A 21280-nucleotide genomic window follows, 5' to 3' on the forward strand; every position below is an offset into this window, starting at 1 on the left:
AATGAAGAAAATTTTTTTAGATACCAATGTACTTCTTTCCTTTCATTTTTGTGATGCGGAACCCATTCAGCAGAAAGCGATTGATTTTATTTTTCAAGAGATTCAAGATGATAAGTTTAAAGGAATTATCAGTATTATATCTTTCTATCAGTTACTTTATTTTCTGGAAAAGAAGTATGCAAGTGCCAAAATAGCTTCAAATAGGGCTTATGCCTATTTGGAATTATTAGAGATTGGCAAATTTGATCCTAAAAAATTAGAAGGGGTTAATTATGATTATTGGCCTGATTATGAAGATGGTTTGCAATATGCTTCGGCGCTTAGCTGTGATGCAGAAGTAATCATAACTACCAATTCAAAAGATTTCTTTTCTTCAAAAATTGAAGTGATAGATCCGCTAAATTTCATCCTTCTAGGAGGTATATAAAAAGTTAAAGTTAAGAACAGATAAGGACTGCCCAGAAACACCCTGCTGTCATCGAAGATGCCAACAGAGTGCTGCATGTGCATACAGTGCCTGACCGTTGGCCTTGAGTATTGATGCTTGCCATTAATAATTTAATAAGTCCATTAAAATAAAAGTTAGTCATTGATATTTTCTTTTTGACCTATCTTAAATAAAGTTTGATTATTTTTGAGTATGAAATTTTCAATATTACTTATTGTTTTTATTAGTTTAATGCTTTTTTCTTGTCTTGGAGATGAGACAGAGACGAAACCAATTGTCGAAGATGAAACCGGCTGGATCAAGCATCCTTTTTATCAACATGATTTTAAGGCTATGCGTGGAGTCTTTGAGTTAGATAATCATATTTTGACATTACATGATTTTGGATATGGTGCTAAGACTTATCATAAACTTGAAGATAGTGTAGAAGCAGTTTTCTTAAATTTAAATGTAGCTCATTATCCTGGAAAACTTCATAAGCATTCTGATAGATCTTTTCCAATAAATGAAAAATATTTACCAGTTAGTTTTGTAGAATTACCAAACACTATATTTGTTTATTCTCTAACTAAACCAATGAATCCTGTAACAGCAATGGGTGGGTTGGAAATAAAAGGTGAAGATATTGATCCTGAATTTAGACAATTCTCTACTCTAGGTTCTTCAAGAGGAAATACTATTAGTTTAAATGAAGATTATCTCTTCTTGGCTTATGAGGTCAAAAACAATAATGCAAGACCCCTAAAATTTGCTCTAATTGAGCTCAAAGAAAATACAGAAGGAATAGGTGTAGGGGTAGAAGTTGTTTCGATTCAAACCATCGATGCACCACAACGTGAAGATTTGGTGGGGAACCAATTTCTTTCGGTCATATCTGTGAATGACGGTTTTATAGTTACTACATTTTTTAGTTTATTTAAGTGGAGATTTGATGGAACAATTAAAGAATTTGAACGTGACCCAATTGATAGGGATGGTTTTGAGAGATATACAACAAGTTTTCTTATAAATGATCCAAATACCAATGTTATTTTATGTGCTGAAACAAGTACATTTTTAGATTCATATTACTCAACAGATAACGGTGAAACTTGGGACATTTTGAGAAACTTTGTCTCGAATGTAGATTTCGTAACATTAGATATTCTAAACTTCTATAATTTTAAAGGTAATTTATATGGCACCTATAATTCCCAAATATTTCAAATATCTATTTCACCAAATCAATTGATCGTAAACGAATTGGATAATAGTGGGTTAGTTGGGAATAAAATTACAGGAATAAGCTCTTATCATAAAGATAGTTTGGTGATGGTGTCAACTCGTTCCGGTGCATTTTATAAGCCTTCAGCTGATTTTCTTAAACCAAAAATAAATGATTCAATGGGGCTTTTTTCAGGGGGTTTTTAATCACCCTACTTCCACATCAAAAGCCCCATTGACAATCTTACCATTGATTTTGACTTGGATCCAAACTCTGTATTTGCCTGACTCAGGAAATGCATAGGGAAAGCTGACCATGCTATGTTCTTCATGTTCTTCACCATAAAGTCTCTGATGATCCATGTCCGCCATCAAGAGTTCGTCTCTTTCTTCATCTGAAAGCTGATCGAGAATTCGAATCACATTATCAATACTATCTGGAAAGCTCAATCCAGAAGGAAGATTATTGAATCCAACTTTTCCTGAGGCAAAACGCTCTTTGAGCATTTGCTGTGATCCCATGGAATAATTTCCTGTAGGATGGAGATGAATGTAAACTGAGCCATCATGCTTCAATACCACCGCATGCCCCATCATTCCCAAATATGGTTCAAGGACAGCCGGTTCTCCGCTTGAATCAAAAAGTGTAAAGTCTAAGGTATACAACTTACCAGCATCAAATTTACCTGTCTCTGTTTCCCAAATAGCCGAATAACCACCTGGCAAATCAGTTTTGATCCCAGGTTTTCCACAAATCATAATGGCCTCGTCTAACCGAAGTGGCTTAGGATCTGAAACAGGAGTGGAAAATGTATAGGTGTCATCTCTCCCCAAAATAAATTCCTTTTGGCTAGCAAAGGAAAAAGTGCCTTGATCAGGAATTTGGAGATCTGCCACGATGGTTTCAGAAAAGCCCGTATATCTTGTAATATCAGCGAATACATGATAATCTCCTGCGGGGAGATCAGGTATGCTGACACTGTAATTCAGGGTGTCAATTCTTTGCGGGTGTAAGTGAGCAAAAACATCTAAATCTCCTTTTCTAATCAAAAACATGTGCATAAGCTTGCCATGGTCTGGCACCATATAGCTAAGCTTGCGGGTGATTCTACCTTGATTCAGATCTTTGGGGTCTATGGATAGCTTAAGCAAATGCCCGCCTGAATTGGTTTCTATCTGGACACTGGCCGAAATCGGCTGAAAGAGGTATCGAGAATAAGTCTCTGCTTCAGCATCCCACCAGTTTTTACCAGCCCATAAAATCAAGAACATGCAAATAGATCCTAAGGCAATACCTACTTGGTTTCTTCTTACTGTTGATTTATTTCTTATTTCTCCGGGCTCTCTGATACTTTCACTCATGGCCGAACTGATGATCGTTACCATCAAGATGACTAGAAATATCCCCAACCCAGCCAATATTAATCCCAATTCCTGAGGCATATCCCGTTGTGCAGTGGGCATGGCCATCACTGGGATGATGGTTTCAAAAACCTCACCGTTTTGTTCAAGTATGATTTGAACACTTGAGGTGCCAGGTTCCATAAACCACAGCTCACCTTCGAATCTACCCATCTCACCTGCCACAGGAAGCATAGGGTCTGCTTTTGGGGTTCCTTTAAGTCCAGCAGACCAATAAATAGGCCTTGCTTCTATTTTGACTTGATTGGGAGATTCAGGAAGGATGATAGTCAAGGTAGCTGTTCCTGGAATGACATCAGGTGGGTTGATATTTGCAAGAACCCTGTAGTTGCCTAACATGCCTTCATAGGTGACTCCAGGGCTTCCAACATGGCTACTATTTACCAAATAGCAAAATAGCAGTATAACTAGGTGGAGGGATTTTTTCATGATTTTATCTTTTGACCTGTGACATCCAATTGCCCCAAGCCAAGGCAATCCTCGAGCTCAAGATACCAATTATCAAAGCATACAATAAGCCAATTCCCAAACTGAATATGGAACTGACTGAACCAGGATAAAACATGTAGCGGTAGTTTCCGTCAGGATTGACAAAATAGGGAAGAGAAAATCTTCCAAAAAACCAACCTCTAGCATACTCCGTCAAGAGAAACTCTGAGAAATACCATTGTGTAGGAATAAATACAAGCAGGAAAGCAATAGATAAGATAATTGCAAGTATCCATTTATTTTGTGCCTTGTATTTCATAGTTACAATGTCGATTGCGAGTGCTGGTAAGATCAAAATCATTGGGAAATGATAAGGTTGGAACCTATCTATATGATTTAAAACTGGGCTTAGCAATGGTTCTGCTTTGAAAAGTGGTAGGATCCATACCATAGCAGCCATAGTTATCATATAGATGGCTGACATCTTTGTAGCTGCAAACTTGAATGGAGATGCATAAGCAACTGAAACTATAAAAAGTGGAAATACAATCGCTGCTACTTGGTAAGGAAATACTTGATGCATGGCATTCGGGTAGAAGTATTCCGAAGTCAAGGTATAGACCATGACTAAAAGAAATCCTGAACTTAATGCAAATAGCCACTGAAGATGGGTTTTTGTTTTTTCATCCATATTGGCTTTCATGCGATTTTGAGTTGAAATCACCGATATCATTGCCCCAAACTGAATCATGATCATTCCTAAGCCTAGCAAAGCATGGGGAGGAGAGAGGATTTTTACATCTAGTCCGTAGGTATTGTGCCACCAATCGTCAAAAGGTGCAGATGTCAACATTGCAAAAGCTCCCCAAATACAAAACATCGACCCTAATGAGCCATGGAAAATACCCCAAAATTTAATATTCTCAGCCTTTTCATCTTTTGATCCCCAAAAGCTATTTTTTAGAACTTTGACACCAGAAAACACCCCTGATATCACCGCACCAAGGTAAATCAAGATATGTGGAGGAGATAGTAAGCCATCTCTTCCCACAGTCATGTGCCATGAAATATCCCAAAGTAATCCAGTAGCTATGCAAAATGAAGCAAATACTGAAGCATAAATATAGGTAGGGATTGCCCTTGCTTTGCTCTCTGACAACTCAATAGAACTGTCTATAACGAGTGTATTTGATTGATTCATAATGGTATATGGCTGATAAAGAATGTGATAAAGTTAATCAATATTTCCAGATCGAGCATATCAATTAATTGATTTAGAATTGGAATATAAGGTTACCGTATCAATGGAAAACCTTAACAATTATTGAATAAGCAACCAAACCACCCAGTTACCTAATAACTTAATCACCTAATCACCCAATCACCTAGTAACTCAATCACCCAATCAACTAATAACTCAATCACCTATTATCCCTCAAAACCCTGGCTTATAAATAGCCCTTGCATTATTCAAGACATCTTCTCTATAGTAACTGACTTCTTTAAATACGCCTTTGCTATACATTTCGGCTTGATCTACGAAGTGTGGAGAAAATGGATTGCCACTTTGACCACCTGCGAGTAGGGATTTTGCTTTTACTTTTTCGCCAAACTCTACGGCTGCCACAAAGCTATTCCCTACATTTCCATACCATTTTTTTGTATTAGGATAAGCCCTACTGCCATAAGCTGCCAGAGAACCCCAAAGCGAGGAGTTGTAGCCTACGGGTAAACTTGGCAATTCATCGTAGAATTTACCTTGAATGTCATTGGTGACACGCTGGAACCTGTTGATTTCTCCCCAAGGGGTATTCCAAGTACCGAAGTCTTCTGTCAATTTTTCTACAGCTTTTTCAAATGCGGTTAACTTTTGTTCGTCACTCGTTTCTGTCGCTAAGAAATCAAAGATATATGTATCCCATGCTCTATCCATTCTTCGCCCTTCTGCCATCAATTGATTCCCCCAAAATACAGCCAAAGAAGTCCCTACAGAATGAATGCCCGTCTTCAAATCCCAGTCTGCTAAAACCCCAATTGGCTCTTGCAATTTTTCCTTTCTTGGATCAGAGTTAGGAAGCTTACGAAATGCCTGTGCAAGCGCTGGAATCATTGGCTTGAATGCCAACAAGGTAGGTTCGTAAGCCACATCTGTAATCAATCTATCCAAAGTTAGGTCATTGATTTCTGATAAAATTCTCACTGCATTGAGACCACGAGCATTTTCAGTGTCCCAAGCGATATAAGGTGGGTAGTCAGTTCTTTTTGGGCTATCTACACCTAGTGCATTGAAAGGATCCGAATTACAATGTTGAATCCAACCATTTTCTGGATTATGGATAAAAATCATTTCCTCAATTTCGTGTAGCCCTTGCCAATCAGTAGCTGGATTACTTCCGTCTACTACATTTCTCCAATCAAACTGTGGATCTCTTTTCGGTATAAAATTGCCATGGTAGTATGCAATATTACCATCTCTATCGGCATACACCGTGCTATTAGAGGAGTTTGTTTTCAAATTCATGTTTGCTTTGAACTCCTCGTGATTTTTTGTCTTTGTTCTTTTGTATGATTGTGTCAACGCTTTTTCTCTTTCTACCATCAAGGCAATCGCTATCCATTTCCCATCTTCTTCTCGAATGACAGGGCCGTGGTGGGAGTAGTATGCGGTAAATTCCTCATGAGCCAAGTCATTTCCATCTTTATACTTGATAGTGATTTTCTTTTCTGTGAATGGTCTCCAATCATCGCCAAATTTGTAATGATATTTGCCATTTTTCTTTTCTACAGTCAAGGCGAAATGATCAATGGCATCAGCCTTGGCTGAGGTATGCATCCAGCCATTGTATTCGTTAAAACCTTGGTAAATAAAAAATTGCCCCCATGTCACAGCGCCATAAGCATTGAGTCCTGCTTCGCTGACCATATGCACTTCTGGTCTAAAGTAGAATGAAGTATGTGGATTGATCATCAGCATGGCATTGCCTGATTGAGTTAGCTTTGGTGCGATAGCAAAGCCGTTAGAACCTTTTGGCTCTTCCTCCCAGTCTCTCTCGGTATAAGTTAAATATGCATGGGCCTTGTTGTCATAAAAAGCTTTCAGTCCATTAGGAGAAATTGTCTCAATATCACCACCAATACTACCTTCACTAAATGTCAAGGCCATCCATGGTTCAAATTTGCTGAGTAGCCTTGGCTTAACTTCTGGATGTGTATGAAGGTAGTAATTGATTCCGGCTGCCCAAGCATCCATTAAATCTCTGAGCCATTTTGGGCTATTTTCATATTCTTTTTTCACCACTTCTGGATCGATGTAGAGTTTCATTCTCAAATCTACATAGAGTTGACTGATTCCTTCTACCTCAGCCATTCTACCCATTGCATTGATGTAATTGGTTTCTACCCGATTAAAGTCATCTTCACATTGGGCATAAATCATCCCAAATACAGCATCAGCATCTGTTTTTCCATAGATGTGCGGGATGCCCCATTGATCACGGATGATTTCAGTATTTTGGGCATATTGTTCCCATTTTTGAAGTTCTGATTGTGCATGGGCTTGGGTGATAAATGCAAGCCAAACTAATAACAGAAGTGATTTCTTGAACATGGTATCGGGGTTATTGCTCTAAATTGATGTTTGGGTTATTGATTCTGATTAAGACCAAAGGCTAAAATAATGATTTGATCCGAAATCAAAAGCCCTAAGAAATGGAGGTGGATGAATTTGACTATGGATGGTGTAAAAATTAGCTTTCACCGCCACATTAGTGTTTAACTAGCGTTAACTTTATTATATGGATTTACCCTTAATCCTTGGCGATCTTTTCGTAAGAAGCCAATACCCCTCTGACCATGGCTGATGAGAAGCCTTGATGTTCCATTTCGTTTAACCCTACAATTGTACATCCCTTTGGCGTAGTGACTTTATCAATGGCTTCTTCTGGATGCATGTTTTTTTGAATCATCAATTCTGCTGCACCTTTTACAGTCTGGTTGACAATCTGAGAGGCTGTCTTTGCATCGAAACCAATCTGTATACCCCCTTGAATCATTGCCCGCATAAACCTCAATACGTAGGCAATCCCACAAGCTCCAAGAACAGTTGCAGCTTCCATCAGATTTTCATCTATTGTGATGGAAAATCCTATGCTGTTGAATAAGCTTTTGACCAATTCATCACTTTTTAGCTCATTATTTCTTCCACAAATGCAGGTGATAGACTCGTTGATATCAGCGGCTATATTTGGCATGGCCCTGTATAGTATAGTGGTAAGGTCAAGTTCAGCATACATTTGCTCAAGTGTGATTCCAGTAGCTAGAGAGATGATTATTTGCCTTTTTGGGTCAAGTACTGGCTTGATTTGTTTCAGAATAGCGGTGACATTATAAGGCTTTACACCTAATATGATGATATCAGATTCTTGAGCTGCGATCAGGTTATCATTATGTACACGCACGCCTTTGTCCTGAAGATAAAGCAGGTTAGCAGGATTTCTTTTGGTGACATGTAGGTGTTGCGGATGAAAGCTTTTTTGGTCTAGCAGGCCGTTGGCTATTGAAGTACCAAGATTGCCACATCCAATGATGGCTATTTTTTGTGAAGTGTTCATTTCAAACAGTGTTTGAGGTAAAGTTAATGATTTTAGGTTTTGAGATTGAAAAGTTGAAGAAAAGTAGCTTGTAATGTGTGAATTTCGAAATTTTACATGGTTTATCTTGCTGATTTGAAAATTAAGTAATTTCGAGTGCATATTAGGATCTCACGCAGAAGAAAAAAAATATGTAAAATAAATTTGATTAAAAGTAAAGTTTGTTTTACATTTAGTAAATAATATTTGACCTATGGAAAAAAATAAACTAATACATGTTTCTTTATTACAAAAGAAGTGGAGTGTTTTAACTGTGTTAAAGTATCAGAATTGGAAGTCTAACGGATAGAAGGACATAACTCAAAATAAATTCAAAGCTATGATTCCCAAATATTTATTGCCCAGCTATTTCAAATCAATAGGGTTAATATTATTCTTACTTTCACTAATTGGCCATTTGATTTATGGATACTTCTACTTTCTTTTATTTACTGCGGTAGCATTCTTCGGTCTATTTCTAATTGCATCATCGAGAGAAAAAATCGAGGATGAAATGATTCAGGATATTCGCTTGAAATCTTTGCAGACAGCTGTCTTTTTACAGGTGGTATTTATCCTTGGATTTACATTAATTGATAATTGGAGAGGAGAGGGGTTTGTGAATTTACCGATTCCAGCTGTTCTAGTTGGTATTCTATTTATAGCGGTTTATTTGGCGGTATTCTATTATCAACTTTATTTCAAGCAAGATGAAGAATAGTCTAAAAGTAGAAAGAGCCAAAAAAGATATGACGCAACAGGATCTAGCTAAGCAGATAGGAGTAAGTCGACAAACGATTAATTCTATTGAAGCTGGAAAGTATGTGCCTTCTACAGTACTTGCATTGAAGATAGCAAGGTGCTTTGACGTTGCTGTGGAAAGCATTTTTGAATTAGAAGAAAATGATTGAACTTATTTAAGACAAAGATTTTATGAAAAAGTTAAAAATTATATCAATTGGGCTCTTTTTAGCCCTAGCTATTACATCTTTTGTGATCAAATATGATGCATTGATTAAAGAAGCACCAAGGCAGGAGCTTGTCCTTTCAATTGAAAATGAAAGTGTAGCGTTGAACTTATACCGTGAGACATTCATCTCAGGGATCAAGCTCAAAGGCTACGCTTTTGGTCCAAAGCTCCTGCAAAAATCAGGTTCATTTGATGAAGTGATTTCCGTTATTTTAAATGGAAAGCCCGTTGAATTGAATTTTGAAGACAAAAGAGGCTACAAATTAGATCTTAAGTCAACTGTTCCAGTCGATGACATCAGGGAAGATGTAGCATTTGAAATTGTAAATGGATTGGGTTTGACTGCTAAGACTATTGCTAAAGAGAAAGCAGTGAATTATTTAACCCTTGAAAATGAAAGTCTTGCGCAGTCTGGCATAGAAGATTTACCTGTTGGCGCAGCCTCGTATTCTGACACCAGCAAGAGGAAAAGGAGATACCTTGGTTATTCATTAGATAAATTGGCTGAGAGTTTAAATGAAGATTTTGAAAAATGGACTTTCGTTGCTGAGGCAAATAATGAAGGGTACTTAGCTGTTGAGGTTTCACTAAATGGAAGCCTTGAAACTATTCTGAATGAATTAAAAGCTCAAGGGATCAAGTCAGAAGAGAGAGTTATTCAGCAAGAAGTATTTGTTGTGTCTAAAAATTAAAAGAGAGGCTAAAAAGCCTCTCTTTTATTAAAATCTTACAGGTGAAGTTCTCACTTCTGGTTCTTTGATCATGATGTAGGATTCACCTTCCATGGCATGGCAAGCATTACAAGCTGAAGTAAATGCTCTGAATCCCTTGAGGAATTCTTCTTTGTTTTCTTTTTTGATTACTTCTTCAATGGCAGGTAGTGCATCTTTCATAAAGCTTTCCGCAGATGCTGCTCTTTCTGGTCTTCTTTTGAGACCATCTTCCAATGCTTCAATGATATGTTCTACTTGGTGGTCAGCATAGCCCCAATTTTCATCCATTCCAGCCCAATAAAGTTCTGAGTATCTGTAAGAAACTTCTACCATGGTTTTACTGAACCCACCTATCTGATGGGCGATTTCTTCAAATTTCTCTTCAGAAGTGCCTTCTAGCCAGCCTTCGTGTCCTACGGCTGTGCTTTTTTCTTCTTGTTGGATATTGGTTTGACAAGCAAAAAGAGACGCTATTGCAAATAGATAAAGAATAAGTTTTTTCATACTTAATTTCATAATTCTTTAAGGTTGTTGATCAATTGTAAAGTATGGACAGCAGCTACGGCAGCTGTTTCTGACCGTAATCTACTTTTTCCTAGGGAGCAAGGTAAGAAATGATTGTCAAAAGCCAATTGGATTTCTTGATTTGAAAAATCACCTTCTGGCCCGATTAGTATCAAGTAGGCATTGTCAGGCTTGGCTTTGTCAAAGAGGTGCCTATCATTTTCCTTGTCCACATAGGCTATAAATCTTTGATAACTATTGAACTCACTATCTTGTACCAATTCATTCATAGGTCTTACAGGGTTGAGCTTTGGGAGCCAAGTTTTGAGGCTTTGTTTGCTAGCGGCTATGATTTTTTTTTCTAACCTTTCTAGCTTGAGGTGACTCCTTTCAGAAAATTCTGATTCCATGAAAGTAATTTCATGTACACCTATTTCTGTAAGTTTTTCTACCATCCATTCCATTCTATCCGAATTTTTGGTTGGAGAGATGGCCAGATGGATGTAATAGTCATCTTCTGGCTGAAACTCTCGCTCTTCAATTTTTATGATAGCCTTTTTGGGATTGGCATCTATGATGATACAATGGTAAAGGCAGCCTTTACCATTGGTGAAATGCACTCTATCCCCTTGTGTTTTTCTTAATACTTTGATTAGATGCTTTGACTCTTCAGCATCCAAAGTAAATTGGTTTTCGTTGGTGTGTTCAGTGAAAAATAGTTGCATGGGCTTTAAGTTTCTTTAGGTAAAAGTACTAAATCTTCATGAAAGGAAAGGGTGTCTGTGGTCACATAAAACAAAAAAAGCGCATCCTCTCAGAGGATACGCTTTCAATTTACAAACCTTTATAAATTAACCTTTTGAAATCTCGATATTGACAATTTTACCTTTGATGGTATTGTCTCTCATGACGCTGATGACATGCTGTGCATCTTTCTGTGGCACATCTACGAAAGAGAAGTTGTCAAAGATATCAATGCCGCCAATGCTTCTACCAGGTACGCCCGTTTCTCCAGCGATTGCACCTACAATATCATTTGGACGTATTCTATCTTTTTTTCCTACATTGATGAATAGTCGAGCCATTCCTGGTTCTCTTACCCCTTTTTCTCTTGAAGATGTTCTTTCTCTTCTAGGGCCTCTATCGCCTCTATCTGACCTTTCACCTCTTTCTCTTCCCGAGAATCTTTCTCCTCGCTCACTTCTACCTCTGCTTCCGAAGTCTCTCTCACCTCTTCTAGCACCACGGTCAGATCTTTCTCGTCCACCGCCTAATTCGAGTCCGAAGTTTTGATCTTCCATTTCTTTTACAGTATCTCCCATTTGCAGCTTGATCAAGCCAAGTGCAACTTGTTCGATATTCAATCCTTCAGCAAGCATCATTCCGATAGTTTCTTCGAAAAGTTGGTTGTTTTCCTCTTTGCTGATAGCTGTATTGACAGCTTTCACCAAAGAAGCCTTTTTCAAATCCACCAAGTCTGATACAGAAGGTGGATCCATTTTGCTGATGGTAGTCTTGATAAACTTCTCAAGGTCTCTCAGTCTGTAAGTATCCTTTCTGCCAGTTACAAAGCTTAGAGCCATTCCTGACTTGCCAGCTCTACCTGTTCTACCGATTCTGTGTACATAGTTCTCCTCGTCTAATGGAAGATCGTAGTTGAATACTGCTTCTACATCATCCACATCAATACCTCTAGCGGCTACGTCTGTAGCGACCAATACTGAGCAAGTACCTTTTCTAAACTTGTTCATTACTTTTGTACGCTGAGCTTGAGAAAGGTCTCCGTGAAGAGCTTCAGCCATGATTCCTTTAGAAATTAAAGCTTCTGTAACTTCATCTGTAGCTCTTTTGGTATTACAGAATACTACACTTAATTTGAATTGGTTGATGTCCATCAATCTAGCCATCAATTCAATTCTTAAGCTTGGTCTTACTTCGTAATATGCTTGAGAAATATTTTCTACTGTCAATTCTTTCCTTAGCACTTTTACAATCTCAGGATTATCCTGATATTTTCTAGTCAAGTCAAGGATTGGCTTAGGCATTGTAGCAGAGAAAAATACAGTCTGTCTTTCTTCTGGCATTGAGCTTAAGATAGTTTCGATATCATCTCTGAATCCCATATCGAGCATTTCATCAGCCTCATCAAGGACGATCATTCTTACCTCAGAAAGGTTTAATGTTCTTCTGTCCATGTGATCCATAATCCTACCCGGTGTTCCTACTACGATTTGTACACCTCTTTTCAAACTTTTGATCTGACGGTCGATAGATTCACCACCGTAGATACAGGTACTGCTGATTCCTCTTTTGTATTTTGAAAGTTTTACAATCTCTCCTTCTACTTGCACAGCTAGTTCTCTAGTTGGGCAAAGGATCAAAGCTTGAGGTCTTTTGATGTTCGGATCTACCAAATCAATGATAGGAATACCAAAAGAAGCGGTCTTTCCGGTTCCAGTTTGAGCCTGACCGATGACATCTTTGCCTTCAAGAAGCAATGGGATAGATTGTGATTGAATAGTAGAAGGTTGGGTATAGCCCATGTCTTCCACTGCCTTCAGGATTTCTTCAGAAATCCCAAGGTCTGAGAATAATAATTCTTGTTCCATGAAATGTTTCCTTACTTTTCTCAACCATGATTTCCTAAGAACCTCCTATTGTAAGCGACAGTAAGGAAACCCACGGCTAGAAAAATGTTAAATTTTAATTCGGGTACAAAGGTAAGGTGAAATATTTTGAATTCCAATCTGTCTTGCAAAAGAAATTAAAATAATCTTAAGAAATACATCCTGATATTTGAAATAAATTTGGTAATACAGGTCAAAAAATCAAATTACCCCAATAATTTTTGGGGTAATTGCTTTATAAATATTTTGAAGAAATTTCATTTACAAAAGCAATATATTGTTTTGTAGCTTCTTCCTTGCTTTTTCCTGCTTGATTGAGCCATGCATTGTATTTGGCTGCTGCCACAAAGTCAAAGCCTCCAGGTCTTTCTCCTTCATTGTCTCCTTCTGTGGCTTGTTTGTATAATGCATAGATTTTCAATAATTCTTCATTGCATGGCTTAGATGTGAATTTTTTTGTCAAAGCTACAGCTTCTTCTAGGGTGTTAATGCTCATAGAAAACTCAATTTAGGTTATTTAGTTTCCAAATATAAAATAATCTCCATTAGCAAGAATAAAAAATGGGTATTTTTAATAAAAAAGACTCGAGACCAAATGGCCTCGAGTCTGATAATTTTACAACTAGATTGAATTATCCTCTTTTGTTCATTGATACATAATCTCTTTCCACTGCTCCTGTGTAGATCTGACGTGGTCTACCGATAGGCTCACCGTTTTCTCTCATTTCTTTCCATTGTGCGATCCATCCAGGAAGTCTACCGATGGCAAACATCACTGTAAACATGTCAGTTGGGATGCCTAATGCTCTGTATATGATACCAGAGTAGAAATCTACATTAGGATAAAGGTTTCTGTCTACGAAATATTGATCACTAAGGGCTGCAGCTTCTAGTTCTTTTGCAATGTCCAAGACAGGGTCATTTACACCTAGCTTAGCCAACACATCATCAGCTGCTTTTTTGATGATTTTAGCTCTTGGGTCAAAGTTTTTGTAAACTCTGTGTCCAAAGCCCATCAATCTGAACGGATCATTTTTGTCCTTTGCTTTGTCCAAGAATTTCTTGGTGTCACCACCGTCAGCTTTGATCGCTTCAAGCATTTCAATTACAGCTTGGTTGGCACCTCCATGAAGGGGACCCCACAGCGCATTGATGCCGGCAGAAATTGAGGCGTAAATTGATGCTTGAGAAGAACCTACAATTCTTACTGTAGAAGTAGAACAGTTTTGCTCGTGATCTGCATGAAGGATTAATAATTGATCAAGCGCTTTTGCAACAACCGGATCTGCATCATAACGCTCAGCTGGTAGTGCAAACATCATTTTGAGGAAGTTTGAGCAATAATCTAAGCTGTTATCTGGGTAATTTACTGGGTGACCTACTTTATTTTTGAATGCCCAAGCTGCGAAAGTTGGCATTTTAGCTAAAAGTCTGATGATGCTCAAGTTGACAGCTTCTTCGTTTCTTGTAGGATCAAGCGACTCTGGATAGAAAGCGGTCAAAGAACAAATCAAAGAAGAAAGTACGCCCATTGGATGGGAGTTGGAAGGGAAGCCATCAAGAATTTTTTTGATGTCTTCATGTACCAAAGTATGGGTAGTGATCTCTCTGGTGAATTTTTCGTACTCTTTTTGAGTAGGAAGTTCACCGTAAATCAAAAGATAGGCTACTTCAAGAAAAGAAGATTTTTCAGCCAAATCTTCAATTTTGTAACCTCTGTATTTCAATATACCGTTTTCTCCATCCAAGTAAGTGATTGCAGAAGTAGTAGAGCCAGTATTTTTGTATCCTGGGTCGATGGTGATCAAGCCAGACTGAGCTCTGAGTTTGGCGATATCAATCGCTTTTTCGTTTTCTGTACCTTCAATTACTGGGAGTTCGTATTCCTTCCCGCCGTATGATAACTTAGCTATTTCGGACATAAATTGATTATTATTATTAGTTTATTGATTCTTGTAGATATTAACTTGTTTCAGCGCCTTAAGTTAGCAAAAACGAGTGTTATTTACATGATAATTCGTATCAATGGTATATTCACTGGTAAATTGCTCAAAGCCATTTTCCTTCATAGAATAGCTTTTTGGTATTTGAAATAAGGCCTGCTTTAAATTTCTGACTATAGAATTTGAGTAAACAGTATTAAAATCAAAATTTTATTCTGAATACTCTTGTAAAAAGTGCTATATTTTTTTAGCAGAAAAAAAGCCCCGAAGGGCTAATCATTTAATCTTTGCAGAAGTGTTCAAAGACCTCTATCAAGTGATCACCGATCATTTGTGCATTTCTGCCTTCGATGTGGTGTCTTTCAATGAAGTGTACGAGTTCGCCATCTTTGAAAAATGCCATAGCAGGGGAGGATGGAGGGTATGGAAGTACTACTTCTCTGATTTTGTTAACAGCTGATACATCATTTCCTGCAAATGCTGTTGCAAGATAGGTTGGCTTCACGCTACTTTTCTCAATAGCATATCTAACACCAGGTCTTGCTGCACCAGCCGCACAGCCACAAACAGAGTTTATCACTACTAAGGTTGTGCCTTTATGATCTTTCAGATGGTTGATTACATCTTCATCTGTTCTGAACTCTTGGAAACCTACATCGGTCAACTCTGCACGCATTGGTGCAATTAAATCCTCTGGATACATATTTTTAGTTATTTATAATTTTTAAAGAAATCCTAATTCTAGTTTTGCTGCCTCAGACATCATATCCTGTGTATATGGAGGGTCGAATGTCAACTCAAGTTCGACATGATTGATTCCCTGAATTTGCTGTATCTTATCCTTGATTTCACTTGGGATAAATTCAGCTGATGGACAGTTTGGAGAAGTCAATGTCATTAATATATAAACATTATTGACAGGGTAGACGCTAATTTCATAGATCAACCCCAATTCGTAAACATCTACAGGTATTTCTGGGTCATACACCTGCTTGATGGCCGTGATTACCTTTTCTTTTAACTCCTGAGCGGGAATTTCTTGAAGATTTGAATTTGTCTCAGACATTTTGAATAATTTTTATACATTCAGTTTGGCTTGGTATGCCAAAGCGTACATTTTCATCTGTTTGATCATGGAAGCCAATCCATTGGATCTTTGAGAACCAATGATGCTACCCATGCCAATTTTATCAATAAAATATAACTCAGCTTGGATAATCTCCTCAGGAGTTCTATTAGACAATACTCTTATCAACAAGCTGATGAGTCCTTTGGTGATATCTGTATTTGAATCTGCTTGAAAATGAATTTTACCATCTTTTTCACTTGCAGTCAGCCATACTTTAGATTGGCACCCTTTGATAATGTTTTGATCTATCTTATCGCTTTCAGGCATTTCAGGTAAACTTCCGCCGATTTCCATGATATAGAAAATGGTCGATTCTTTGTCATCACCTAAAATACTGAACTCTTCTATGATTTCATTTTGAATTGCTTCTACACTCATTAGTTCTTCAGTTTTGCTATTTTGCTTACTGATGCTACCAAGCTATCGATTTCTGATTTGGTATTGTAAACAGAAAAAGAAGCTCTTACAGTTCCCTCAATACCGAAACGTTGCATAAGTGGTTGAGTACAATGGTGCCCAGTCCTGACAGCAATACCATTGGCATCAAGCATCATGCCTACATCAAAAGGATGCATGCCGTTGATATTAAATGAAATAACAGATATTTTATCTTTAGCGGTACCAACAGGGTTAAAGCCTTTGATTTGAGATAATGAATCATTGGCGTAAGCAAGTAGTTCGTCTTCGTGTGCTTTGATATATTTTTTTCCTATATGGTTGATGAACTCCAAAGCCTTTCCAAAAGCTATCACATCACCTATATTTGGTGTGCCAGCTTCAAATTTGAAAGGGAGTTCATTATAGGTCGTTTTGGCAAAAGTCACTTCCTTGATCATTTCTCCACCACCCTGATAAGGAGGCATCGAATCTAATAGATCTCTCTTTCCATAGAGCACACCAAGACCAGTAGGCCCATATAGTTTATGAGCAGAGAATACAAGGAAATCACAGCCTAATGCTTGAACATCGACTTCTAGATGGGAAGTGGATTGAGCTCCATCTAAAAGAACTTTTGCACCGACTTGATGCGATAGCTCGATTATTTCCTCTACAGGATTGATGGTACCTAACGCATTGGAAACATGAACGATGCTTACCAATTTGGTACTTGGACTAATCAAACCTCTGAAGGCCTGCATGTCCAATTCACCTGCTTCGTTAATTGGAATGATTTTGAGAATAGCACCTTTCTCTTCACAAAGCATTTGCCATGGAACGATATTAGAATGGTGCTCGAGTGTAGAGATGATGATTTCATCACCCTTATTGATGAATTTTCTTCCGAAAGTAGAGGCCACCAAATTTATACCCTCTGTAGTTCCTTTGGTGAAAATGATTTCTGCTTCTTCTCTAGCATTAAGAAACTGTTGTAGCAGCGTTCTTGTATTTTCATAGTAGCGTGTAGCACGATCTGCTAAAGCATGTGCCCCTCTATGAATATTGGAATTGTCATTTTTATAGTATGCTGACAAGGCATCAATCACTGAAATAGGCTTCTGAGTGGTGGCTGCATTGTCAAAATAAATCAAAGGCTTCCCATTTACTTCTTGATGAAGAACAGGGAACAACGCTCTGATTTCTTGGATATTTAAAGACATAAATAAATATTAAAACTTGCTTCCTAATCTATCTTGGATAAGATTGGTGCAATATTGCTGAAATGGCTGGTATAAGATATGTTCCATTACCTCTCCTGCAAATGCATACAACAACAAGCCTCTTGCTTGCTCTTTTCCAATTCCTCTTGCCTGAAGATAGAATAATGCTTCTTCATCAAGCTGTCCTGTGGTACAACCGTGAGAGCATTTCACATCATCTGCCCAGATCTCCAATTGGGGTTTGGTATTGATGATAGCATCTTCAGATAATAAGATGTTGTTATTCTGTTGAAATGCATTTGTTTTTTGCGCGTCTTGGCGAACAAAAATCTTCCCATTAAAAACGCCCCTTGAGGAATCTGCCAATATCCCTTTGTAAAGCTCGTTAGAATCTGCGTGTGGTTTGGTATGGTCTACATTAGTATGGTTATCTACATGTGTTTTTCCATTGAGTAGGTATAAGCCATACATATTGCCTTCACAGCCAGAATCTAGCAGGTTCATGGTTAGATTATTCCTAAGCATTCCGCCTTGTAGTTGCGTGGCAACAGAAGTGAATGTAGCATCCCTATGGATATCCGTTACGAAATTATTGACGACGATAGCTTGTCTGTTTTCGTTTTGAAGTCGGTAATAATGTGCATGTGAATTTTGGGCAACCTTTACTTCAACAACGGTATTCGAGAAATACGATTCCTCATCAAGCGATATGGTGTTTTCTAAAAAAGTAACTTCAGCACTATCAGCTACATCGATTAGGACTCTCTGATTGACTACTTGCCCTTGATTCGCTTGATTGAAGTGAAGTAAATAAATCGGCTTCTCTACTTTTTTACCTTTTGGAACAGAGATGAATACCCCATCATTGAATGCTAGATTATTTAAAGCAACAAATGGGTCATTTTCAACTTTAGCAATGCTTCCTAATATTTCTGGCTTAGCATCTGAAAGCAGGGAAAATGAATAATTTTGTTGAGATATAATTGAAAGTGTCGGGACAAATTCACCATTATTGAATACGATAATATCACCATCGAATCCTTCGAAAATTGCTTTTTGAACCAGCACTTTGCTTAAAGATGCAGGTTGAGCCGATTTGAAATTAGTAATTTGTTGTTCTAATCTTTTGCTGATCTGAGTGAATTTGTACTCTTCTTCCTTCAAAGCAGGCAATCCATTACTTTCAAGATAATCCAATCCTGCTTTTCTCAATTCTACAAAATTTGAATTTGTAGGTTTATTTAGAAGGAATAGATCTGTTACTTTATTTTTTGTGATCGTTGTCATTTTTGAATTGAGTTAAGAAATGAAAGGAAATTAAACGGCAGCATCTACCTCTTCTTTGATCCAATCGTATCCTTTTTCTTCCAATTCTAATGCAAGCTCTTTTGTGCCTGACTTTACGATTCGTCCTTTGTATAGTACGTGTACATAATCTGGAACAATATAATCAAGGAGCCTTTGATAGTGTGTAACCACAATAGTTGCATTGTCAGGGGACTTTAGTTTATTAACACCATTAGATACTACTCTCAAGGCGTCGATATCAAGACCTGAATCAGTCTCGTCCAGGATGGCGAGTTTTGGCTCCAACATAGCCATTTGGAAGATTTCATTTCTTTTCTTTTCACCTCCAGAAAAACCTTCATTGAGAGACCTACTTAATAATTTCTGATCGATCTCGACCAGTTTCATCTTTTCCTTCATGATAGTAAGAAACTTCACTGCATCAAGTGATTCAAGACCTCTGTATTCGCGTACTTGGTTTACAGCTGTTCTTAAAAAATTTGTTGAACTCACGCCTGGGATTTCTACAGGATATTGGAATGCTAAAAAGACACCTTCTCTAGCCCTATCTTCTGGAGCAAGATCTAGGAGGTCTTTCCCAAGGAATGTAACTTCTCCATCTGTTACTTCATACTCTTCTCTACCTGCCAAAACTGATGCTAAAGTAGATTTCCCCGAACCATTGGGGCCCATGATAGCATGAACTTCTCCAGGCTTAACTTCAAGATTGATTCCTCTTAGTATTGGTGTGCCTTCGATAGAGGCATGCAAATTCTTAATTGACAACATAATAGTATAAGATTAGCTCTTTTTGATAAGCTGTATTTTGAATGAATTCGAATTGATTTAAGTAATTATCCTACAGATCCCTCTAGTGTCAAAGCCAATAGCTTCTGAGCTTCTACTGCAAACTCCATGGGTAGTTGATTGAGAACTTCTTTCGCATATCCATTGACAATCAATGCCACAGCATCTTCTGTAGAGATTCCTCTTTGATTACAATAGAAAATTTGATCTTCACCAATTTTAGAAGTAGTTGCCTCGTGCTCTACTTTGGCTGTCGAATTTTGAATATCTATGTAAGGGAAAGTATGCGCACCACACTTATCACCCATTAATAATGAGTCACATTGTGAGAAGTTTCGCGCATTGGTTGCACGCTTCATTACTTGAACCTGACCTCTGTAAGAGTTTTGAGATTTACCAGCAGAAATACCTTTAGATACAATTCTCGATTTGGTATTTTTACCAATATGGATCATTTTAGTTCCTGTATCAGCCTGTTGGTAGTTATTAGTAACTGCTACTGAATAAAACTCCCCAATCGAATTGTCTCCTTTAAGTATACAAGATGGATATTTCCATGTGACAGCTGATCCGGTTTCAACTTGAGTCCAAGAAATTTTGGAGTTATCACCTGCACAAATACCTCTTTTAGTCACAAAGTTGTAAATACCACCTTTGCCATTTTTATCTCCAGGGAACCAGTTTTGCACTGTGGAATACTTTACCTCAGCATCTTTTGCCGCATAGATTTCGACGACTGCTGCATGAAGCTGATTTTCATCTCTTTGAGGAGCAGTACAACCTTCTAGATAAGATACATAAGAACCTTCTTCAGCTACGATCAATGTTCTTTCAAATTGGCCTGTATTGGCCGCGTTTATTCTGAAATAGGTAGATAGTTCCATTGGACATCTGACACCTGATGGGATATAACAAAATGATCCGTCAGAGAAAACGGCAGAATTTAACGCCGCGTAGTAATTATCTGTCGTTGGAACCACAGATCCCAGATATTTCTTTACCAACTCAGGGTGCTCTTTCACAGCTTCGCTGAATGAACAAAATACGATCCCAAGTTTGGAGAGTGTGTCTTTGAAAGTAGTACCTACGGAAACTGAATCCAGTACTGCATCAACAGCTATTCCTTGTAGTTTTTTCTGCTCGTTCAGTGAGATACCAAGTCTTTCATATATCTGAAGTAATTCAGGATCTATTTCGTCTAAGCTTTTAGGCTTATTGGATTTTTTAGGAGCAGAATAATATCTCAGTGCTTGCAAATCGATTTTTGGGTAAGTTACATTTGCCCACTCAGGCTCTGTCATTGCTTCCCATGTTTTGAAAGCTTTTAACCTCCAATCAAGCAACCATTGTGGTTCTTCTTTTTTGGCTGAGATCCATTTAATAATATCTTCATTCAGACCAAGTGGGGCTTCGTCGACTTCCATGTCCACAGACCAGCCGTGCTCGTAATCTTTCGATGTGAATTCTTCTAAAATTTGATTGTCTTTGCTCATATTGTGAGTTATTTAGACTAATTATATTTTGACATGCGAAGATACAACATTTATCTAAAATATATTGTTCGTCTTCATT

Annotated in this window: 21 protein-coding genes; 5 read left to right on the forward strand and 16 right to left on the reverse strand. The window is 37.8% G+C overall.

Annotation, left to right across the window (positions count from 1 at the left end):
* Position 1 precedes the first annotated feature (1 nt).
* A complete protein-coding gene (locus BW935_RS05035) occupies positions 2-427 on the forward strand; it encodes a type II toxin-antitoxin system VapC family toxin (protein ID WP_076499142.1) in 426 nt (141 codons plus the stop codon).
* A 213-nt stretch (positions 428-640) separates the two neighbouring features.
* Positions 641-1858: a hypothetical protein gene (locus tag BW935_RS05040; RefSeq protein WP_139325495.1), complete on the forward strand. Its 1218-nt coding sequence runs from the start codon at positions 641-643 to the stop codon at positions 1856-1858.
* On the opposite strand, the gene BW935_RS05045 is transcribed toward BW935_RS05040, so the two are convergent.
* The 4 genes from BW935_RS05045 to proC form a co-directional block, all read right to left on the reverse strand.
* Positions 1859-3502: a hypothetical protein gene (locus BW935_RS05045; RefSeq protein WP_076499145.1), complete on the reverse strand. Its 1644-nt coding sequence runs from the start codon at positions 3500-3502 to the stop codon at positions 1859-1861.
* Positions 3503-3506: 4 nt separating this feature from the next.
* Positions 3507-4703 carry a hypothetical protein gene (locus BW935_RS05050; protein WP_076499146.1) on the reverse strand — a complete coding sequence of 399 codons (1197 nt, stop codon included), beginning with the start codon at positions 4701-4703 and terminating at the stop codon, positions 3507-3509.
* Between the two features lie 234 nt (positions 4704-4937).
* Positions 4938-7109, reverse strand: coding sequence for a penicillin acylase family protein (locus BW935_RS05055; protein ID WP_076499148.1), 2172 nt, complete (start codon positions 7107-7109; stop codon positions 4938-4940).
* 199 nt (positions 7110-7308) lie between these two features.
* Positions 7309-8112 carry a pyrroline-5-carboxylate reductase gene (gene proC, locus BW935_RS05060; protein ID WP_076499150.1) on the reverse strand — a complete coding sequence of 268 codons (804 nt, stop codon included), beginning with the start codon at positions 8110-8112 and terminating at the stop codon, positions 7309-7311.
* A 358-nt stretch (positions 8113-8470) separates the two neighbouring features.
* Here proC and BW935_RS05065 point away from each other — a divergent pair, with 358 nt between their 5' ends.
* From BW935_RS05065 to BW935_RS05075, 3 genes are read left to right on the forward strand one after another with little or no spacing between them, the layout of a single operon-like run.
* Complete coding sequence (locus BW935_RS05065; RefSeq protein ID WP_076499152.1) at positions 8471-8851, forward strand: hypothetical protein; 381 nt, start codon at positions 8471-8473, stop codon at positions 8849-8851.
* Positions 8841-9041 carry a helix-turn-helix transcriptional regulator gene (locus BW935_RS05070; protein WP_076499153.1) on the forward strand — a complete coding sequence of 67 codons (201 nt, stop codon included), beginning with the start codon at positions 8841-8843 and terminating at the stop codon, positions 9039-9041. Before BW935_RS05065 ends, BW935_RS05070 begins: the two co-directional genes overlap by 11 nt.
* A gap of 22 nt (positions 9042-9063) precedes the next feature.
* A complete protein-coding gene (locus BW935_RS05075) occupies positions 9064-9792 on the forward strand; it encodes a hypothetical protein (protein ID WP_076499155.1) in 729 nt (242 codons plus the stop codon).
* Between the two features lie 27 nt (positions 9793-9819).
* Here BW935_RS05075 and BW935_RS05080 read toward each other — a convergent pair whose 3' ends face one another.
* From BW935_RS05080 to sufB, 12 genes are all read right to left on the reverse strand, one after another.
* Entirely contained in the window at positions 9820-10317 is a 498-nt protein-coding gene (locus BW935_RS05080; protein WP_076499459.1) for a hypothetical protein, read from the reverse strand.
* An 8-nt stretch (positions 10318-10325) separates the two neighbouring features.
* Positions 10326-11042 carry a 16S rRNA (uracil(1498)-N(3))-methyltransferase gene (locus BW935_RS05085; RefSeq protein WP_076499156.1) on the reverse strand — a complete coding sequence of 239 codons (717 nt, stop codon included), beginning with the start codon at positions 11040-11042 and terminating at the stop codon, positions 10326-10328.
* A gap of 126 nt (positions 11043-11168) precedes the next feature.
* Positions 11169-12926 carry a DEAD/DEAH box helicase gene (locus tag BW935_RS05090; RefSeq protein WP_076499158.1) on the reverse strand — a complete coding sequence of 586 codons (1758 nt, stop codon included), beginning with the start codon at positions 12924-12926 and terminating at the stop codon, positions 11169-11171.
* A gap of 253 nt (positions 12927-13179) precedes the next feature.
* A complete protein-coding gene (locus BW935_RS05095; protein ID WP_076499159.1) occupies positions 13180-13440 on the reverse strand; it encodes an acyl-CoA-binding protein in 261 nt (86 codons plus the stop codon).
* Positions 13441-13576: 136 nt separating this feature from the next.
* The gene (locus BW935_RS05100) at positions 13577-14866 is read right to left on the reverse strand and encodes a citrate synthase (RefSeq protein ID WP_076499161.1); all 1290 of its coding nucleotides are present in this window, start codon (positions 14864-14866) and stop codon (positions 13577-13579) included.
* Between the two features lie 301 nt (positions 14867-15167).
* Entirely contained in the window at positions 15168-15590 is a 423-nt protein-coding gene (locus BW935_RS05105; protein ID WP_076499163.1) for a BrxA/BrxB family bacilliredoxin, read from the reverse strand.
* A 21-nt stretch (positions 15591-15611) separates the two neighbouring features.
* The gene (locus tag BW935_RS05110) at positions 15612-15953 is read right to left on the reverse strand and encodes a DUF59 domain-containing protein (RefSeq protein WP_076499164.1); all 342 of its coding nucleotides are present in this window, start codon (positions 15951-15953) and stop codon (positions 15612-15614) included.
* Between the two features lie 12 nt (positions 15954-15965).
* The gene (locus BW935_RS05115; RefSeq protein WP_076499166.1) at positions 15966-16394 is read right to left on the reverse strand and encodes a SufE family protein; all 429 of its coding nucleotides are present in this window, start codon (positions 16392-16394) and stop codon (positions 15966-15968) included.
* The gene (locus tag BW935_RS05120) at positions 16394-17614 is read right to left on the reverse strand and encodes a cysteine desulfurase (protein WP_076499168.1); all 1221 of its coding nucleotides are present in this window, start codon (positions 17612-17614) and stop codon (positions 16394-16396) included. The genes BW935_RS05115 and BW935_RS05120 overlap by 1 nt, the downstream gene beginning before the upstream one ends.
* Positions 17615-17623: 9 nt before the next feature.
* Positions 17624-18901 (reverse strand): Fe-S cluster assembly protein SufD, encoded by a 1278-nt coding sequence (gene sufD / locus BW935_RS05125; protein WP_076499169.1) that lies wholly within the window; start codon positions 18899-18901, stop codon positions 17624-17626.
* 30 nt (positions 18902-18931) lie between these two features.
* Positions 18932-19690, reverse strand: a complete 759-nt coding sequence (gene sufC / locus BW935_RS05130; RefSeq protein ID WP_076499171.1) for a Fe-S cluster assembly ATPase SufC — start codon at positions 19688-19690, stop codon at positions 18932-18934.
* Between the two features lie 65 nt (positions 19691-19755).
* The gene (sufB, locus tag BW935_RS05135) at positions 19756-21201 is read right to left on the reverse strand and encodes a Fe-S cluster assembly protein SufB (RefSeq protein WP_076499172.1); all 1446 of its coding nucleotides are present in this window, start codon (positions 21199-21201) and stop codon (positions 19756-19758) included.
* Positions 21202-21280: the final 79 nt, after the last annotated feature.

Source organism: Belliella pelovolcani (genome assembly GCF_900156785.1).
GTDB lineage: Bacteria > Bacteroidota > Bacteroidia > Cytophagales > Cyclobacteriaceae > Belliella > Belliella pelovolcani.

Excerpts from the sequence above, each read along its gene's own strand:
- BW935_RS05105 (WP_076499163.1), bottom strand. The coding sequence starts at position 15,590 with ATGTATCCAGAGGATTTAATTGCACCAATGCGTGCAGAGTTGACCGAT.
- BW935_RS05115 (WP_076499166.1), bottom strand. The coding sequence starts at position 16,394 with ATGAGTGTAGAAGCAATTCAAAATGAAATCATAGAAGAGTTCAGTATT.
- sufB (WP_076499172.1), bottom strand. The coding sequence starts at position 21,201 with ATGAGCAAAGACAATCAAATTTTAGAAGAATTCACATCGAAAGATTAC.
- BW935_RS05085 (WP_076499156.1), bottom strand. The coding sequence starts at position 11,042 with ATGCAACTATTTTTCACTGAACACACCAACGAAAACCAATTTACTTTG.
- BW935_RS05095 (WP_076499159.1), bottom strand. The coding sequence starts at position 13,440 with ATGAGCATTAACACCCTAGAAGAAGCTGTAGCTTTGACAAAAAAATTC.
- sufC (WP_076499171.1), bottom strand. The coding sequence starts at position 19,690 with ATGTTGTCAATTAAGAATTTGCATGCCTCTATCGAAGGCACACCAATA.
- BW935_RS05045 (WP_076499145.1), bottom strand. The coding sequence starts at position 3,502 with ATGAAAAAATCCCTCCACCTAGTTATACTGCTATTTTGCTATTTGGTA.
- BW935_RS05070 (WP_076499153.1), top strand. The coding sequence starts at position 8,841 with ATGAAGAATAGTCTAAAAGTAGAAAGAGCCAAAAAAGATATGACGCAA.
- BW935_RS05120 (WP_076499168.1), bottom strand. The coding sequence starts at position 17,614 with ATGTCTTTAAATATCCAAGAAATCAGAGCGTTGTTCCCTGTTCTTCAT.
- BW935_RS05035 (WP_076499142.1), top strand. The coding sequence starts at position 2 with ATGAAGAAAATTTTTTTAGATACCAATGTACTTCTTTCCTTTCATTTT.
- BW935_RS05050 (WP_076499146.1), bottom strand. The coding sequence starts at position 4,703 with ATGAATCAATCAAATACACTCGTTATAGACAGTTCTATTGAGTTGTCA.
- BW935_RS05065 (WP_076499152.1), top strand. The coding sequence starts at position 8,471 with ATGATTCCCAAATATTTATTGCCCAGCTATTTCAAATCAATAGGGTTA.
- BW935_RS05100 (WP_076499161.1), bottom strand. The coding sequence starts at position 14,866 with ATGTCCGAAATAGCTAAGTTATCATACGGCGGGAAGGAATACGAACTC.
- BW935_RS05055 (WP_076499148.1), bottom strand. The coding sequence starts at position 7,109 with ATGTTCAAGAAATCACTTCTGTTATTAGTTTGGCTTGCATTTATCACC.
- BW935_RS05075 (WP_076499155.1), top strand. The coding sequence starts at position 9,064 with ATGAAAAAGTTAAAAATTATATCAATTGGGCTCTTTTTAGCCCTAGCT.
- BW935_RS05040 (WP_139325495.1), top strand. The coding sequence starts at position 641 with ATGAAATTTTCAATATTACTTATTGTTTTTATTAGTTTAATGCTTTTT.
- proC (WP_076499150.1), bottom strand. The coding sequence starts at position 8,112 with ATGAACACTTCACAAAAAATAGCCATCATTGGATGTGGCAATCTTGGT.
- BW935_RS05090 (WP_076499158.1), bottom strand. The coding sequence starts at position 12,926 with ATGGAACAAGAATTATTATTCTCAGACCTTGGGATTTCTGAAGAAATC.
- sufD (WP_076499169.1), bottom strand. The coding sequence starts at position 18,901 with ATGACAACGATCACAAAAAATAAAGTAACAGATCTATTCCTTCTAAAT.
- BW935_RS05080 (WP_076499459.1), bottom strand. The coding sequence starts at position 10,317 with ATGAAAAAACTTATTCTTTATCTATTTGCAATAGCGTCTCTTTTTGCT.
- BW935_RS05110 (WP_076499164.1), bottom strand. The coding sequence starts at position 15,953 with ATGTCTGAGACAAATTCAAATCTTCAAGAAATTCCCGCTCAGGAGTTA.